General features: G+C 67.7%; 15 protein-coding genes. 12 read left to right on the top strand and 3 right to left on the bottom strand.

What is annotated here, in order from left to right; translation table 11 throughout:
* Positions 1-117 precede the first annotated feature (117 nt).
* Positions 118-2,349 carry a response regulator gene (locus FGK63_RS12260; RefSeq protein ID WP_138842619.1) on the top strand — a complete coding sequence of 744 codons (2,232 nt, stop codon included), beginning with the start codon at positions 118-120 and terminating at the stop codon, positions 2,347-2,349.
* 9 nt (positions 2,350-2,358) lie between these two features.
* Positions 2,359-2,796 carry a VOC family protein gene (locus tag FGK63_RS12255; RefSeq protein WP_138842617.1) on the top strand — a complete coding sequence of 146 codons (438 nt, stop codon included), beginning with the start codon at positions 2,359-2,361 and terminating at the stop codon, positions 2,794-2,796.
* On the opposite strand, the gene yaaA is transcribed toward FGK63_RS12255, so the two are convergent.
* The 3 genes from yaaA to FGK63_RS12240 all read right to left on the bottom strand — a co-directional run bounded on the left by yaaA (position 2,787) and on the right by FGK63_RS12240 (position 6,037).
* Complete coding sequence (gene yaaA / locus FGK63_RS12250) at positions 2,787-3,557, bottom strand: peroxide stress protein YaaA (RefSeq protein ID WP_138842615.1); 771 nt, start codon at positions 3,555-3,557, stop codon at positions 2,787-2,789. The two genes, FGK63_RS12255 and yaaA, sit on opposite strands and share 10 nt — an antisense overlap.
* A gap of 33 nt (positions 3,558-3,590) precedes the next feature.
* Positions 3,591-5,630, bottom strand: coding sequence for a DNA helicase RecQ (gene recQ / locus FGK63_RS12245; RefSeq protein WP_138842613.1), 2,040 nt, complete (start codon positions 5,628-5,630; stop codon positions 3,591-3,593).
* Between the two features lie 119 nt (positions 5,631-5,749).
* Positions 5,750-6,037, bottom strand: a complete 288-nt coding sequence (locus FGK63_RS12240) for a YggT family protein (RefSeq protein WP_138842611.1) — start codon at positions 6,035-6,037, stop codon at positions 5,750-5,752.
* Between the two features lie 144 nt (positions 6,038-6,181).
* Between FGK63_RS12240 and FGK63_RS12235 the strand changes: the two genes are divergently transcribed.
* From FGK63_RS12235 to smpB, 10 genes are all read left to right on the top strand, one after another.
* Complete coding sequence (locus tag FGK63_RS12235) at positions 6,182-7,546, top strand: MFS transporter (protein ID WP_138842609.1); 1,365 nt, start codon at positions 6,182-6,184, stop codon at positions 7,544-7,546.
* Positions 7,546-8,409: a penicillin-insensitive murein endopeptidase gene (gene mepA, locus FGK63_RS12230; protein WP_171052634.1), complete on the top strand. Its 864-nt coding sequence runs from the start codon at positions 7,546-7,548 to the stop codon at positions 8,407-8,409. The genes FGK63_RS12235 and mepA overlap by 1 nt, the downstream gene beginning before the upstream one ends.
* Positions 8,382-9,266: an esterase-like activity of phytase family protein gene (locus tag FGK63_RS12225; RefSeq protein WP_138842607.1), complete on the top strand. Its 885-nt coding sequence runs from the start codon at positions 8,382-8,384 to the stop codon at positions 9,264-9,266. Before mepA ends, FGK63_RS12225 begins: the two co-directional genes overlap by 28 nt.
* A gap of 92 nt (positions 9,267-9,358) precedes the next feature.
* Positions 9,359-10,009, top strand: a complete 651-nt coding sequence (locus FGK63_RS12220) for a queuosine precursor transporter (RefSeq protein WP_138842605.1) — start codon at positions 9,359-9,361, stop codon at positions 10,007-10,009.
* Between the two features lie 64 nt (positions 10,010-10,073).
* Entirely contained in the window at positions 10,074-10,493 is a 420-nt protein-coding gene (arfB, locus tag FGK63_RS12215; protein ID WP_138842603.1) for an alternative ribosome rescue aminoacyl-tRNA hydrolase ArfB, read from the top strand.
* A gap of 62 nt (positions 10,494-10,555) precedes the next feature.
* A complete protein-coding gene (locus tag FGK63_RS12210) occupies positions 10,556-11,302 on the top strand; it encodes an SDR family oxidoreductase (protein WP_138842601.1) in 747 nt (248 codons plus the stop codon).
* Between the two features lie 83 nt (positions 11,303-11,385).
* Complete coding sequence (locus tag FGK63_RS12205) at positions 11,386-12,405, top strand: P1 family peptidase (RefSeq protein WP_138842599.1); 1,020 nt, start codon at positions 11,386-11,388, stop codon at positions 12,403-12,405.
* Between the two features lie 199 nt (positions 12,406-12,604).
* Entirely contained in the window at positions 12,605-13,147 is a 543-nt protein-coding gene (gene idi / locus FGK63_RS12200) for an isopentenyl-diphosphate Delta-isomerase (protein WP_138842597.1), read from the top strand.
* Between the two features lie 58 nt (positions 13,148-13,205).
* The gene (locus FGK63_RS12195; RefSeq protein ID WP_138842595.1) at positions 13,206-14,456 is read left to right on the top strand and encodes a flavin-dependent oxidoreductase; all 1,251 of its coding nucleotides are present in this window, start codon (positions 13,206-13,208) and stop codon (positions 14,454-14,456) included.
* A gap of 63 nt (positions 14,457-14,519) precedes the next feature.
* Positions 14,520-14,996: an SsrA-binding protein SmpB gene (gene smpB, locus FGK63_RS12190; RefSeq protein ID WP_138842593.1), complete on the top strand. Its 477-nt coding sequence runs from the start codon at positions 14,520-14,522 to the stop codon at positions 14,994-14,996.
* The last annotated feature ends 6 nt before the right edge of the window (positions 14,997-15,002 follow it).

The following is a 15,002-nucleotide window of genomic DNA, read 5'->3' as shown; positions in this document are numbered from 1 at the left end:
GCAAGGGTCGCATGGCCGCTCGCGTGATTGCAACGGTCTAGCGGCCCATCGCGGGGCTTAAACAGTTCTTCATCCAACCGTGGAACGGTGTCGCGGACAGGAACCGGGGACCGGACGATGAGTCTTGCCGACAAACTTGCACAGGAACGCCGCGCGCGCCTGGCGGCCGAGCGGCTGCTGGAACAGAAGCAGGCGGAACTGTCGGTGGCGAACCGCAAGCTGGGCCGGCACGCGCTGGCGCTGACCAGGCGGATCGGGGAAACCCAGGCCGAAGTGGCCAATGTCAGGGTCGAAAACGAAAGGGTGAAATCCGACCTGACCGTCGCCCACGCCAAGATCGAGGTGGCCGAGCGCCGCCTGTGGCATTCGATCCAGACCATTCAGGACGGCTTTGCCTTTTTCGACGCGGATACCCGGCTGATCGCCGCCAATCCGGCTTATCTGAGCGTGTTCGAAGGGCTGGACGAGGTGGGGCCCGGGATCTCGTACATGCGCATCCTCGACATCCTCACCGAAGAGGGGATCGTCGACACCGGAGAAACCCCCGCGGACGACTGGCGGGCGACGATGCGCGACCGCTGGCTGTCCGCCAATCCCGCGCCCACCGTGATCCGGCTGTGGAACGGCCAGTACGTGAAGCTGATCGACCAGCGCGGGCCGGGCGGCGACGTGGTGAGCCTGGCGCTGAACATCACCGCCACCGTCCGCTACGAGGCGGAACTGCGGGCGGCGCGCGCAAGGGCCGAGGCGGCGAACCGCGCCAAGTCCGCCTTTCTCGCCAACATGAGCCACGAGATCCGGACGCCGATGAACGGCATCGTCGGCACTGCCGAGCTTTTGGCCGAGACCGCGCTGGACGAAGAGCAGCGGCTTTACGTCAACACCATCAGGAATTCGGGCGAGGCGCTGCTGGTCATCATCAACGACGTGCTGGACTATTCCAAGATCGAGGCCGAGAAGCTGGTCCTGCATCGCGACGTCTTCGATCTGGAACGCTGCATCCACGAGGTCGCCATGCTGCTGCAGCCGGCGGTCCGGGCCAAGGGCCTGACGATGCTGGTGGATTACGACCTGTTCCTGCCGACCTGTTTCATCGGCGATCCCGGGCGGGTCCGGCAGGTGCTGACCAATCTCGTCGGCAATGCCGTCAAGTTCACGGCGCAGGGTCATGTGCTGATCCGCGTCACCGGCGTGCCGGACGCCGGAACGCGGAGGTGCAGCGTGCATGTCGCCATCGAGGATACCGGCATCGGCATCGCGCCCGGGAAGATCGATCACATCTTCGGCGAGTTCAACCAGGTCGAGGACGCGCGCAACCGCCAGTTCGAGGGCACCGGGCTGGGCCTTGCCATCTCGCGGCGGCTGATCCGCCTGATGGGCGGCACCGTCTGGGCCGACAGCGAAGAGGGTCGGGGCTCGTGCTTTGGCTTCCGGGTGACGCTGCCCATCGCCGAAGGCCCGCAACCGGTGCCCCCGGTTCTGGAAGGCCGGTTGCGTCACGTGATGGTCGTGGATGACCTGGCGGTCAATTGCGCGATCCTCGACAAGCAGCTGCGGCGGCTCGGCGCGCGGGTCACCGCCTGTCGCTCCGGGGCCGAGGCGCTGGGCCGGGCAGACGGGTCGGTCGATCTGGTGCTGTGCGATCATCACCTGCCCGACATGGACGGGCCGGAGCTGGCGCAGGCGCTGCGGCAGCGGGGACTTCAAGTTCCTTTCGTTCTGCTTTCATCCAGTCCCGGCGCCCTGCACGCGGACCCGGCCCGCCACCTGATCCAGGGCGTGCTGCAGAAACCCATCCCCCGGGCCGAGCTTTTCGCCCGGCTGGCGTCGCTCGGGGCGGCGGTTCTGGACAGGCCGGGTGCCGAAGGTGCGCAAATGCCGGATGCAGTGGGGGCACAGGCGGGCGAAGGATTGCGGGCGATGCGGGTGCTGGCCGCCGAGGACAACCGCACCAACCGGATGGTTCTGGGCAAGATGGTCAAGGACCTTGATATCGAGCTGCGCTTTGCCGGCAACGGGCAGGAGGCGGTCGAGGCCTATGCCGAGTTCCGGCCCGACCTGATCTTCATGGACATTTCGATGCCGAAAATGGACGGCAAGCAGGCGACCGGGGAAATCCGGCGGCTCGAGGCGGGAACCGGCAGGCATGTGCCCATCGTGGCGCTGACCGCCCATGCCGTCGCGGGCGATGCCGACGGCATCCTGGCCGCCGGTCTGGATCACTACCTGACCAAGCCGCTGCACAAGGCGCTGATTCACGAAATGATCGCCGCGCACCGCCCGGACGGCGTTCGGCGGCTTCGTCACGAGTCGCCCAACCCGCTTGTTCCGGACCCCGAGCCCCGATAGGCTTGCCGCATGTCGGAAGAAAGAGGATTCCGCCCCCGCGCCCTGGGAGAGATCGCCATCCGCTGCGCGGACATGGCGGCGATGGTCGATTTCTACGAAAACACGATCGGGCTCGAACGCCTGCACGGGAACCGCGACAGCGCCATCGTCTTTTTCCGGATTGCCGAAGGGTTCGCTGGGCATACGGCGGTACTGGCCCTGTTCCACCAGACGGCCGGGGCGGAAAAGCCGGTGACGGGCGGGAATTCGGCCCTGCATCACATTGCCCTGTCCCTGCCGTTCCAGGAGCAGGACGCGGTGATGCGCTGGTATGACAGGATCGGTCAGCCCTACCGGGTCGAGCAATTCGGCTGGATCGGATGGCGCGGGATCTTCACCCAGGACCCCGAGGGCAACACGGTCGAACTGGTGGCCTACGACCCGTCGATGCGGACGGATCAGGCCTGATAGGGACGGACGAAGACCGGCCTGTCCGGCTCTGACAGGTCCGGGCGATGGACGTAGCCGCCGGTGTCGAAGTCGCGCAGCGCGGCGGGATCGGTCAGGCGGCGCTGGATGATGTAGCGCGCCATCGCGCCGCGCGCCTTCTTGGCGAAGAAGCTGACGATTTTCGGCGCGCCGCCCTTGTCCTCCATGAAGACCGGCGTGACCACCCGCAGCTTCAGCGCCCGGGGCGCGACCGCGCCGAAATATTCCTGGCTGGCGCAGTTGACCAGAACCTCTGTGCCCAGCGTCTCGGCCTGCGCGTTCAGCGCCTTGCTCAACTGGTCGCGCCAGTAGTCGTACAGGGTGCCGCCGCGGCGGGTCTTCAGCTTGCTGCCCATTTCCAGCCGATAGGGCTGAATGGCGTCCAGCGGGCGCAGCACGCCGTACAGCCCCGACAGGATCCGCAGATGGTCCTGCGCCCAGGCCATCTCGTCATCGTCCAGCGACCCGGCCTCGAGCCCTTGATAGGTGTCTCCGGCGAAGGCCAGCGCCGCCGGTCGGGTCAGCGCGGGATCGGGCGCATCGGCGAAGCTGCGGAACCGGTCCCGGTTCAGCCGGGCCAGATCGTCGCTGAGATCCATCAGCTGCTTCAGATCGCCCAAGGTCAGGTCGCGCGCGGTTTTCGCCAGCCGGACGGCATCGTCCTGAAACGCGGGCTCGGTCGTTCCCGTACTCCGTTCCGCCCAGTCCAGCCGCTTGGCCGGAGAGATCACCACCAGCATGTCCGCCCCCGTCTTTCTTGCGTTCCGGCCTGTCTAGCCCGCCACCTTCAGCACGTCCAGAAACGCCGTGCCGAACCGTTCGGCGCGGCGTTCGCCCAACACCTGCTCCAGACCGCGCGCATCGTCCGGGCGCAGCTGCGCCACCCGGGCCAGCTGCGACGCCGAGCAGGTCAGCGGCTTGTCGATGCCGTCGGGTCCGCGCGCCAGTTCCGACTGCACTTCGAGCAGACGGTCATAAACCCCGGCCGTGCCGCGCCCGGCCAGCCTGCGCCGCGCCGGGTGGACATGCGCCACCGCGCCCGCGATCACCTCGAGGAACAGCGCGCCGTAGCGTTCCAGCTTTTTCGCGCCGACGCCGCCGATCCGGGCCATCTCGTCCAGCGTGGCGGGGCGCTTTTCGGCCATCTCGATCAGGGTCCGGTCGGGAAAGATCACGTAGGCGGGCACCTTGGCGGCCTCGGCCAGCGCCCGGCGCCTGGCCTTGAGTGCCGAGAGCAGCGGCGCGTCCTCCTCGGACACCATCTCTTTCACCGCCGGCCTGCGGGGGGCCTTGCTGATCGTGTCCTTGCGCAGCCGGATCTGCGCCTCGCCCTTGAGGATCGGCTTGGCTGTCTCGGTCATCCGCAGCGCGCCGTGGCGGTCCGGGTCGGGGCGGATCAGGTCGTGCCCCATCATCTGCCGGAAGATCGCCTGCCATTGCGGCCGGGACCAGTCCTTGCCGATGCCGAAGGTGGGCAGGTCGTCATGGCGGCGCGCGCGCAGCTTGTCGGTCGTGTTGCCGGTCAGGATGTCGATCAGATGGCCGGCGCCGAACCATTCCTCGGTGCGCAGGATCGCCGACAGCGCCATGCGCACCGGCGTCGTGCCGTCGAACACGTCAGCGGGGCTGTCGCACAGGTCGCATTTGCCGCAGGGCGCGGTTTCCTCGCCGAAATAGCCCAGCAGGGTCTGGCGGCGGCACTCAAGCGCCTCGGCCAGCCCCAGCAGCGCGTTCAGCCGGGCGTGGTCGGCACCGCGGCGTTCGGGCGGGGCCAGGCCCTCGTCGATCTGCGTGCGCCGCAGGCGGATGTCGTCGGGGCCGTAGAGCGTCAGGGTTTCTGCCGGGGCGCCGTCGCGGCCGGCGCGGCCGATCTCCTGGTAATAGGCCTCGATGGATTTCGGCAGGTCGGCATGGGCGACCCAGCGGATGTCGGGCTTGTCGATGCCCATGCCGAAGGCGACGGTGGCCACCACGATCAACCCGTCCTCGCGGGCGAAGCGGGTTTCCACGGTGCGGCGGTCCTCGGCCTCCATGCCGCCGTGATAGTGGCAGGCGTTGTGGCCGTTCTCGCGCAGGGCCTGCGCCAGCACCTCGGTCTTGTTGCGGGTGCCGCAATAGACGATGCCGGACTGGGTGCGGCGGGCCTCGGCGAAATCCAGGATCTGCCGGCGCGGGCTGTCCTTGGCGGCGAAAGCCAGATGGATGTTGGGCCGGTCGAAGCCCCGCAGGAACAGGCGCGGCGCAGTGCCGTCGAACAGTTTTTCGACGATCTCGTCGCGGGTCTCGGCATCCGCGGTGGCGGTGAAGGCGGCCAGCGGCACGCCCAGCGCCCGCCGCAGCTCGCCGATGCGCAGGTAGTCGGGGCGAAAGTCATGCCCCCACTGGCTGACGCAATGCGCCTCGTCCACCGCGATCAGGCCGACACCGATCCGCCGCAACATGCCCAGCGCCGAACCCGCGGCCAGCCGTTCCGGCGCCATGTAGAGCATCCTGAGCCGGCCTTCCTCCAGCGCCGCCCACACCGCCTCGGTCTCTTCCGGGGTGTTGCCCGAGGTCAGCGCGCCGGCCTCGACGCCGGCCTCCTGCAGGGCGCGCACCTGGTCGCGCATCAGCGCGATCAGCGGCGAGATGACCACCGTCACCCCGTCGCGCAGGAGCGCGGGCAACTGGTAGCAGAGCGACTTGCCGCCGCCGGTCGGCATGATCGCCAGTACGTTCTCGCCGGCGGTCACGGCATCGACGATCTCCTCCTGCCCGGGGCGGAAGGCGTCGAATCCGAAGACATCTCGCAGCAACGGCGCGGCGTCGAACATGTGCGGGGCGGCCCTGTCGGTTACTTGTTCTGTCTGCTCTTGGGTCGCAGTTTCACATACTGCGATTCAGGGAACAAGAGGGCAGCGTCTTTCCTGCCGCCGGGTCCGCAGGGATGGCGTCAATAGAAATAGGCCATGTTGTTGATCAGCACGATCCGCAGGGCGTAGACGCCGATCAGGACGACCAGCGGCGCCAGGTCGATGCCGCCCATCGCCGGCAGAATGCGGCGCACCGGCCCGTAGACGGGTTCGAGGATGCGGTTCAGCCCGTACCAGATCTGCGCCACGAACTGCTGATGCAGGTTGAGCACCTGGAAGTTGATCAGCCAGCTCATGATCACATGGGCCAGGATCAGGAACCAGACCACGTCCAGGACCAGCAACAGGATTTGGATCAGCGACAGCATGGGCACTCCCTTTCCGCATTGGTCCGAGACCTAAGCGGCACCGCGGGAAAGGGCAAGCCCATCCGGCACGAAACCCCAACTGAGTGCTTGCGAAACAAGACAAACGGCCGTCATATGAGGCCAACGATAAGAGCAGGGGCAGGCATGGCGGCGATTTCCAAGCGCAAGCGCATCTGGGGCTGGTGGTTTTTCGACTGGGCCAGCCAGCCTTATCACACGCTGCTGATCACCTTCGTGTTCGGCCCCTATTTCGCCGGGGTCGCGGCCCAGTACTACGCCGGAACCGGGATGGACACGCAACTGGCCGCAGCGCAGGCCCAGAGCGTGTGGGCGCGCTGTCTGACCATCACCGGGCTGATCATCGCCTTCGGCGCGCCGCTGCTGGGCGCGCTGGCCGACGTGTCGGGGCGGCGCATCCCGTGGATCTTCGCCTTTTCGGTGATGTACGCGGCGGGCTCGGCCGCGCTGTGGTACACGATGCCGGACGGCTCGAACATGTGGCTGATGCTGTCGGCCTTCGGCCTGGGCTTCGTGGGGGCCGAATATGCGCTGATCTTCACGAATTCGCAGCTTCCCGACATGGGCGACTCGCACGAGGTGGGCGAGATCTCGGGCTCGGGCTTCGCCTTCGGGTATTTCGGCGGGCTGCTGTCGCTGGCCTTCATGCTGGCCCTGTTCGTCGAACAGCCGAACGGCAAGACGCTGATCGGGCTGGACCCTCTGTTCGGTCTCGACGCCGGCCAGCGCGAGGGCACCCGCTTCGTCGGGCCGTTCACCGCCGGATGGTTCATCCTGTTCATGGTGCCCTATTTCCTCTGGGTCCGGGACGGCGATCGCCCGGCGCAACGGGGAAAGTTCACCGACGCGCTGCGGCTGTTGTGGAAATCGGTGGCCAACCTGCGCCACCGCACCAGCCTTTCGGCCTATCTGGGCTCGTCCATGTTCTATCGCGACGCGCTGAACGGGCTTTACAGCTTTGGCGGGGTCTATGCCCGGCTGGTGCTGGAATGGGACCTGATCCGGATCGGCGTCTTTGGCATCGTCAGCGTTCTCGCCTCTGCGGTTTTTGCCTGGATCGGCGGCAAGCTGGACCGCAGATTCGGCCCTAAACCGGTCATTCTGGTCTCGATCTGGGTGCTGATCCTCGTCTGCACCACCATCGTGTCGATGGACCGCACGCAGATCCTGGGCATCGCGCTGCCCGAGGGGTCGGGCCTGCCGGACATGGTGTTCTTCGGCTGCGGCGTCCTGATCGGCGGCATGGGGGGCATCCTGCAGTCGGCCAGCCGCTCGATGATGGTGCGCCATACGGACCCGCTGGCCCCGGTCGAAAGCTTCGGTCTTTACGGGCTGTCGGGCCGCGCCACCGCCTTTGCCGCGCCGCTGCTGATCGATATCGCCACGGTCGCGACCGGCAACGCCCGGCTGGGGGTGTCGCCGATCGTTCTGTTGTTTATTCTGGGATTGTTTCTGATGCGATGGGTCAGACCGGAAGGGGACCAGACCTGATGATTTTTCTACGAATTTTGACCGTTCTCGGAGCGTTGATTCTGGGGGCCGCCGTGGCGGCGGAGCCCCTGGCCAAGGACCTGTTCGGGGCGCAGAAAGCCGCCTCTCGGCAGAAACCCGCCGGGTTCGGCAGCTATTCCAGGGGTTGTGCCGCCGGATCGGTGCAACTGCCGGAAACCGGGCCGACCTGGCAGGCGATGCGCCTGTCGCGCAACCGCAACTGGGGCCATCCCGAAGCCATCGATTTCGTCCAGGACCTGAGCCGTTTCGCCGCCGGCCAACGCGGCTGGAGCGGCCTCTATATCGGCGACATCAGCCAGCCGCGCGGCGGACCGATGCTGTCGGGGCACCGCAGCCATCAGATCGGGCTCGACATCGACATCTGGATGCTCCCCGCCAACAACCTGCGCCTGTCGCGGCAGGCGCGCGAGAACATCTCGTCGATCTCGCTGCGCCGGGCCAACGGCGCCTATGTCAACGACAACTGGACCGCCGCGCACCATGCGATCCTGCGCGAGGCCGCCCAGGACAGGCGCGTCGCCCGCATCTTCGTGTTTCCCGGCGCCAAGGTTCGCATGTGCAACGACGAAAAGGGCAACCGGGCCTACCTGCGCAAGATCCGCCCGTGGTGGGGGCATCACTATCACTTCCACGTGCGCCTTAACTGTCCAAGGGGGTCGCGGGGTTGCGTGGATCAGAGCCCGCCGCCCAAGGGCGATGGTTGCGCCGAGGCGCAGCAATGGGTGAACAACATCCTCAACCCGCCGCCGCCCGACCCGAACGCGCCGGCGCCGAAGAAGCGCCGGGAATACGTGCTGGCGGATCTGCCGAACCAATGCGTCTCCGTCTTGCGCTCCAACTGATCCCCGCGCTGCTGCTGGGCGGAGCCGCGTACGGGGTCGATGTCAGATCGGCCACGCATCTCGGCAGCTTCGCCTGGCACCACGACGCGGAGTGGTTCGGCGGCTGGTCGGGGCTGGAACTGTCCGACGACGGCCAGAGCATGACCGTGCTCAGCGATCGGGCGCGGATCGCGACCGCCCGGATCCCGCGCGTCGATGGCCGCATCGCTGCGGTCGAGGACCTGCGGCACTGGCCGGTGCGCTCCAGCGGCAACAGCGACCTGCAAGGGCGCGCCGGCGATTCCGAGGGGCTGGCGATCGCCCCCGACGGGACCATCTACATTTCGTTCGAAGCGGTTCCGCGCGTGGCGCGATACGCGGCCATGGGCGGGCCTGCCGAGGTTCTGCCGCGCGCCGCGGCGTTCCGCGACCAGCCGATCAACGGCTCGCTCGAAGCCCTGGCGATGGACGGCCAGGGCCGGCTTTACACGATGAGCGAAACGGCACGGTCGCCGGACGGCCGGATCCCGGTCCATCGCTGGGACGGGCGGTCCTGGACGACGCCCTTCACCCTGCCCGAGCGCGGCGGCTTTGCGCCCGTGGCGGCGGATTTCGGCCCCGACGGCCGCCTCTACGTGCTGGAGCGCGCCGCCACCCTGATCGCCTTCCGCTCGCGCCTGCGCCGCTGGGAGGTGACCGAAGACGGGGTCGGGGGCGAAGAGACCCTTTTCGCGACGCCCCACGGCAGGCACGACAACCTCGAAGGGCTGTCAGTCTGGCGCGACGCCGAGGGCGCGCTGAGGGCCACGATGGTTTCGGATGACAACTTCTTCGGGCTGCAGCGCACCGAACTGGTGGAATACGCGCTGCCGGATTGACTTGCGCGGCGCGGCGAGACCGGTTAGAAGGCGCGCCTCGCCCCGATTTCGGGGCCAAGTCGCCGCAACCTTGTCAAAACGGGCATCAGAACATGCAACGCGCACATATCCCCGGCATTCTTGCCATGGCCGCCATCGTCGTGGCCTCGAACATTCTGGTTCAATTCCTGATCTTGGACGGCCTGCTGACCTGGGGCGCGTTCACCTATCCGCTCGCCTTTCTGGTCACCGACGTGATGAACCGCGTCTACGGCGCCGGGCCCGCTCGCAAGGTGGTCTTCGCCGGCTTCGTGACCGGCATCCTCTGCTCGCTGATCGGCAGCCAGATCATGCTGCAGGGCGACGGCTATACCTATGCCGCCGTGCCGCTGCGCATCGCGGTCGCCTCGGGCACCGCCTTCCTGGCGGCGCAGCTGACCGATGTGGCCGTGTTCAACCGATTCCGCGGCGGCCGCTGGTGGCGCGCGCCGCTGGTTTCGACGCTGGTGGGCTCGGCGCTGGACACGGCGCTGTTCTTCACCATCGCCTTCTCGGCGTCGATCACGCTGTTCGGCGCCGATGCCGACGCGGCGATCAACTGGGCGTGGGAGCCGGTGCCCTTCATGCTGACCGGCCCGATGGCGCCGCTTTGGGTGTCGCTGGCCTTTGCCGACTGGCTGGTCAAGCTGGCGCTGGCGCTGGTCGCGCTGATCCCGTTCCGGGTCATCGTGCGATGGCTGGACCCCGCGCTCAGGACCGCCTGACGCCAAGGGGCCACCGGATGCGGTGGCCCTTTCTGATTTCTCCGCCCGCCTGTAAGGTCGCGCCATGTTGCACGTGACCGACGATATCGTCCTGCAGGACTGGGAACTGACCGAAAGCTTCGTGCGCGCCTCGGGGCCGGGCGGGCAGAACGTCAACAAGGTCGCGACCGCCGTCGAACTGCGGTTCGAGGCCGCGCGTTCGCCTTCGCTGCCGGACCCGGTCAAGTCGCGTCTCCGCCGGCTGGCCGGGCGGCGCTGGACCAAGGACGGCGCCGTCGTGATCCAGTGCGACGAGACCCGGTCGCAGGCGCGCAACCGCGAAATCGCCCGCGCGCGTCTGGCCGAGCTGATCGCCCGGGCGCTGGTGGCCCCGAAACGCCGCGTCGCCACCAAGCCCACCTACGGCTCGGTCAAACGGCGCCTCGCGGCCAAGAAGGCGCGCGGCGAGGTCAAGGCGCTGCGCGGCAAGATCCCCGAGGATTAGTCTGGCATCTTCCGGGTACGTTGCTACTCTGCGCCCGGACAGTGCGAGGGGAGGGCAAGGCCATGCGGCTGGACGGAAAAACGGCGATCGTCACCGGCGGCGCTTCGGGATTCGGTGCGGGGATCGCCGCCAAGTTCATCGCCGAAGGCGCGCGGGTCATGATCGCGGACATCAACCAGCAGGCCGCCGGCGACATGGCCGACGGTCTTGGACCGAACGCGGTGGCGCATCAGGTCGATGTGGCGGACGGCGCGTCGGTCAACGCCCTGGCCGGGGCGGCGCTGACGGCCTTCGGCCATCTCGACATCCTGGTGAACAACGCCGGCGTCACGCACCTGCCCACGCCTCTGGAGGATGTGGGGGAAGAGGATTTCGACCGGATGTTCCGGGTGAACATGAAATCGGTCTACCTGACCGCCCGCGCCCTGGTGCCGCACATGAAAAGCCGCGGAGCCGGGGCCATCCTGAACGTCGCCTCGACCGCGGGAATCTCGCCGCGCCCCAGGCTCAACTGGTACAACGCCTCCAAGGGCTGGATGATCACCGCCACCCGCACCATGGCCGTGGAGCTTGCCCCCGCCGGCGTCCGCGTCAACGCCATCTGCCCGGTGGCAGGTGAAACGCCGCTGCTCAAGTCCTTCATGGGCGAGGACACGCCGGAAATGCGCGCCAAGTTCCTGTCGACCATCCCGCTGGGCCGCTTTTCCACGCCCGAGGACATGGGAAACGCCGCCTGTTTCCTGTGTTCGGACGAGGCCAGCATGATCACCGGCGTCGCGATGGAGGTGGACGGCGGTCGCTGCATCTGATCCGCGGCTTCATCCGGCCAGCAAACCCCCCGCCGGAGGCAGCGCGCGCCAGCGCGCTTTCCCGCGCAACCGACGAGACAGACATGACCCCCGGACCCCGAAACCTGATCACCGACATCCCCGGCCTGCTGGTCGGCAACGCGCAGGACGCGTCGCTGAAATCCGGCGCCACCGTCCTGACCGCCGACAGGCCCTTCGCCGCCTCGGTGCACGTGATGGGCGGCGCGCCGGGGACGCGCGAAACCGATCTTCTGGCCCCGGACAAGTCCGTGGCCCGGATCGACGCCATCGCCCTGTCGGGGGGCTCGGCCTATGGGCTCGACGCCTGTTCCGGCGTGTCCGACGCGCTGCGGGAACGCGGTCGGGGCTTCCGGCTGGCGGATGCTGTGATTCCCATCGTGCCCGGCGCGATCCTGTTCGACCTGCTGAACGGCGGAAAGAAGGACTGGACCGAGAACCCCTATCGCGCGCTGGGCCGGGCCGCGTATCTGGCCGCGTCGGACGATTTCGACCTCGGTACTGCGGGCGCGGGCACCGGCGCGCTCACGGCCATGCTCAAGGGCGGGCTGGGCTCGGCCTCGCTGGTGCTGGACGACGGCACGACGGTCGGGGCGCTGGTGGCGGCCAACCCGATGGGCAGCGTCACCACGCCGGGCGACCGGCATTTCTGGGCCGCGCCCTTCGAGATCGGCGCAGAGTTCGGCGGCGTCGGCACCGACCCCGCGACCGGGCTGGGGCGCAACCCCGAAAGCCGCAAGATGCAGACCATGCGGGGGCAGGCGCAGGACCGCGCCAACACGACCATCGCCATCGTCGCCACCGACGCCGATCTGACCAAGGCCCAGTGCCTGCGCATGGCGGTGGCCGCCCATGACGGCATCGCCCGCGCGACGGTGCCCGCGCATTCGCCGGGCGACGGCGACCTGGTGTTCGGCGTCAGCACCGGCGCGCGGCCCCTGGCCGCGCCGGAGCGTGACCTGACCCTCATCGGCCACGCCGCCGCGCTCTGCCTTGCCCGCGCCATCGCCCGGGCGGTCTATCTGGCCACGCCCGCCGAGGGCGATCTTCTGCCCTGCTGGTCGGCCATTCCCGGCAACGGGTGATATCCGCCGCCGCCCCCCTGCGGCCTTTCGTTCCGTTGATCGTGACGCGGATCACCGCCACTTTGGGTAACTGAAGAGGCCGGCCGACGCTGCGCCCGACCGCTCATCGCAACCGAAGTGACGCGACCGTCAGGCCGGCCAGGCCATCCCCAAGCCCGTGCAAGTCGCCGCCCGGCGCAGCGGCAACAGGAGAAACCAAATGGGAATCACGATCCCCGCATGGGTCGAAGGCGAACTGACCCCGGTGGATAAACTCGAAGCGCATGAAAAGGGGCTCAAGCACAAGGCGGTCTCGGTCTTCGTCGTGCGCGGCACCGAGATCCTGATGCAGCGCCGGGCGATGGGCAAATACCACACGCCGGGCCTGTGGGCGAATACCTGCTGCACCCATCCCGACTGGGACGAAACCTCGTCCAGCTGCGCCGTGCGCCGTCTGAGCGAGGAACTGGGCATCACCGGCCTTTACCCGGAATACCGGCACCGGCTGGAATATCATGCGGATGTCGGCAACGGCATGGTCGAGAACGAGGTGGTGGACGTGTTCCTGGCCCATGCCCGCGGCCCGCTGCAGATGCAGCCCAATCCCGACGAGGTGATGGAGACCCGCTGGGTCGATTACCACGACCTGCTGGCCGAGGTGAAACGCCACCCGGAACGCTTCACCCCCTGGCTCAAGATCTATCTCCACAACCACGCCGACACCATTTTCGGCCCGGACCTGATCATCTCGGCCAAATCCTGAGACTTGAACCGCCTGCCCGCTCCTGCTTCCTTGACCGAAAGCTTCGAGGAGAGACGCCATGACCATTCTGATCGCGGGCGCCGGCATTGCGGGGCTCAGCCTGGGGCTGACGCTGCATCAGATCGGCGTTCCCTTCCGCATCTGCGAATCGACGCGCGAGTTGCGGCCGATGGGGGTCGGCATCAACCTGCAGCCCAACGCCGTGCGCGAGCTGCTGGATCTGGGCCTCGGCGACGAACTGGAAGAGATCGGCGTCCGAACGCGGCAATACGGGTTCTATTCCAAGCTCGGCAAGACCATCTGGGAAGAGCCGCGCGGCACTTGGGCAGGCTATGCCTGGCCGCAATACTCGGTGCATCGCGGGCATCTGCAGATGATGCTCTATCGTGCGCTGTGCGACCGCGCCGGTCCGGATTGCGTCATGACCGGCGCGCGCGCGACCGGGTTTGAGACCAAGCAAGGCGCGACGCTGCTGCTGGAAGGCGGGCGCCACCTCGAGGGCGATCTGCTGGTGGCGGCCGACGGCATCCATTCGGCGATCCGCGCGCAGATGTACCCGGACGAGGGCGACCCGATCTGGAACGGCCGCGTGCTGTGGCGGGCGACGACCCGCGCGCCGGTCTATTTCGGCGGCGCGGCGATGGTGATGATCGGCCACGACGATCTGCGCCTGGTGGCCTATCCGATCTCTGACCCGGACGCGGATGGAACCGCGACGATCAACTGGATCGCCGAGAAACGCTTCCCTCTCGATGCCGCCTGGAAGAAGGAGGATTGGAACCGCGCCGCCGACATCGACGATTTCCTGCCCGATTTCGCGGACTGGATCTTCGACTGGATCGACGTGCCGGCCCTGATCCGCGGGGCCGAGGTCGTCTATGAATATCCGATGGTCGACCGCGATCCGCTGCCGCGCTGGACGCAGGGTTCCGTCACTCTGATGGGGGACGCCGCGCATCCGACCTATCCGGTGGGCTCGAACGGGGCCAGCCAGGCGATCATCGACGCCCGCGTGATCGGCGCCCATCTGCTGCGGCACGGCGTGACCCCCGCCGCGTTCGACGCCTACGAGGCCGCGATGCGCCCGCTGACGACCGCGGTCGGCCAGGCCAACCGCGCCGGCGGCGGCCCCGACGGCGTTTTGCAGCGGGTCGAGGATCTGTGCCGCGGCGATTTCGAGGATATCGAACAGGTGATCCCGCGCGCCGAACTGGCGGCCCATGCCGAGAAGTACAAGACCGTCGCCGGGTTCTCGATCGCCGAGCTCAACGCGCGTCCGCGCACCATCCCCGAGGGCGCCCGGATCTGAACCTGCCGAATTGCGCCCGCCGCCGCTTGCAAGGGGCGGTGAAGCCGCCTACATCATCGCGTCATGGCCAAGCAGAAGACAGACCCGAACTACAAGGTGATCGCCGACAACCGGCGCGCGCGCTTCGATTACGCGATCGAGGACGATATCGAGTGCGGCATCGTGCTGGAAGGGTCCGAGGTCAAGGCGCTGCGGGCGGGCGGTTCGAACATCGCCGACAGCTATGCCACGGTCGAGAACGCCGAGCTGTGGCTGGTCAACAGCTACATCCCGCCCTACGAGCAGGCCAAGGTCTTCCGGCACGAAGAGCGGCGGCGGCGCAAGCTGCTGGTCTCGCGCAAGCAGATGGCGGATCTGTGGAACGCCACCCAGCGCAAGGGCATGACGCTGGTGCCGCTGGCGCTGTACTTCAACCACAAGGGTCTGGCCAAGGTGAAGATCGGCATCGCCAAGGGCAAGAAGACCCATGACAAGCGCGAGACCCAGGCCAAGCGCGACTGGTCACGGCAAAAGCAAAGACTGCTGAAAGAGCAGGGTTAGAGCCTG

This window comes from Ruegeria sediminis (genome assembly GCF_005938215.1).
In the GTDB taxonomy this organism is placed as follows: Bacteria; Pseudomonadota; Alphaproteobacteria; order Rhodobacterales; family Rhodobacteraceae; genus Ruegeria; species Ruegeria sediminis.
The sequence above is the reverse complement of the archived record's forward strand: the minus strand, read 5'-3'. Positions and strand labels throughout refer to the sequence as shown.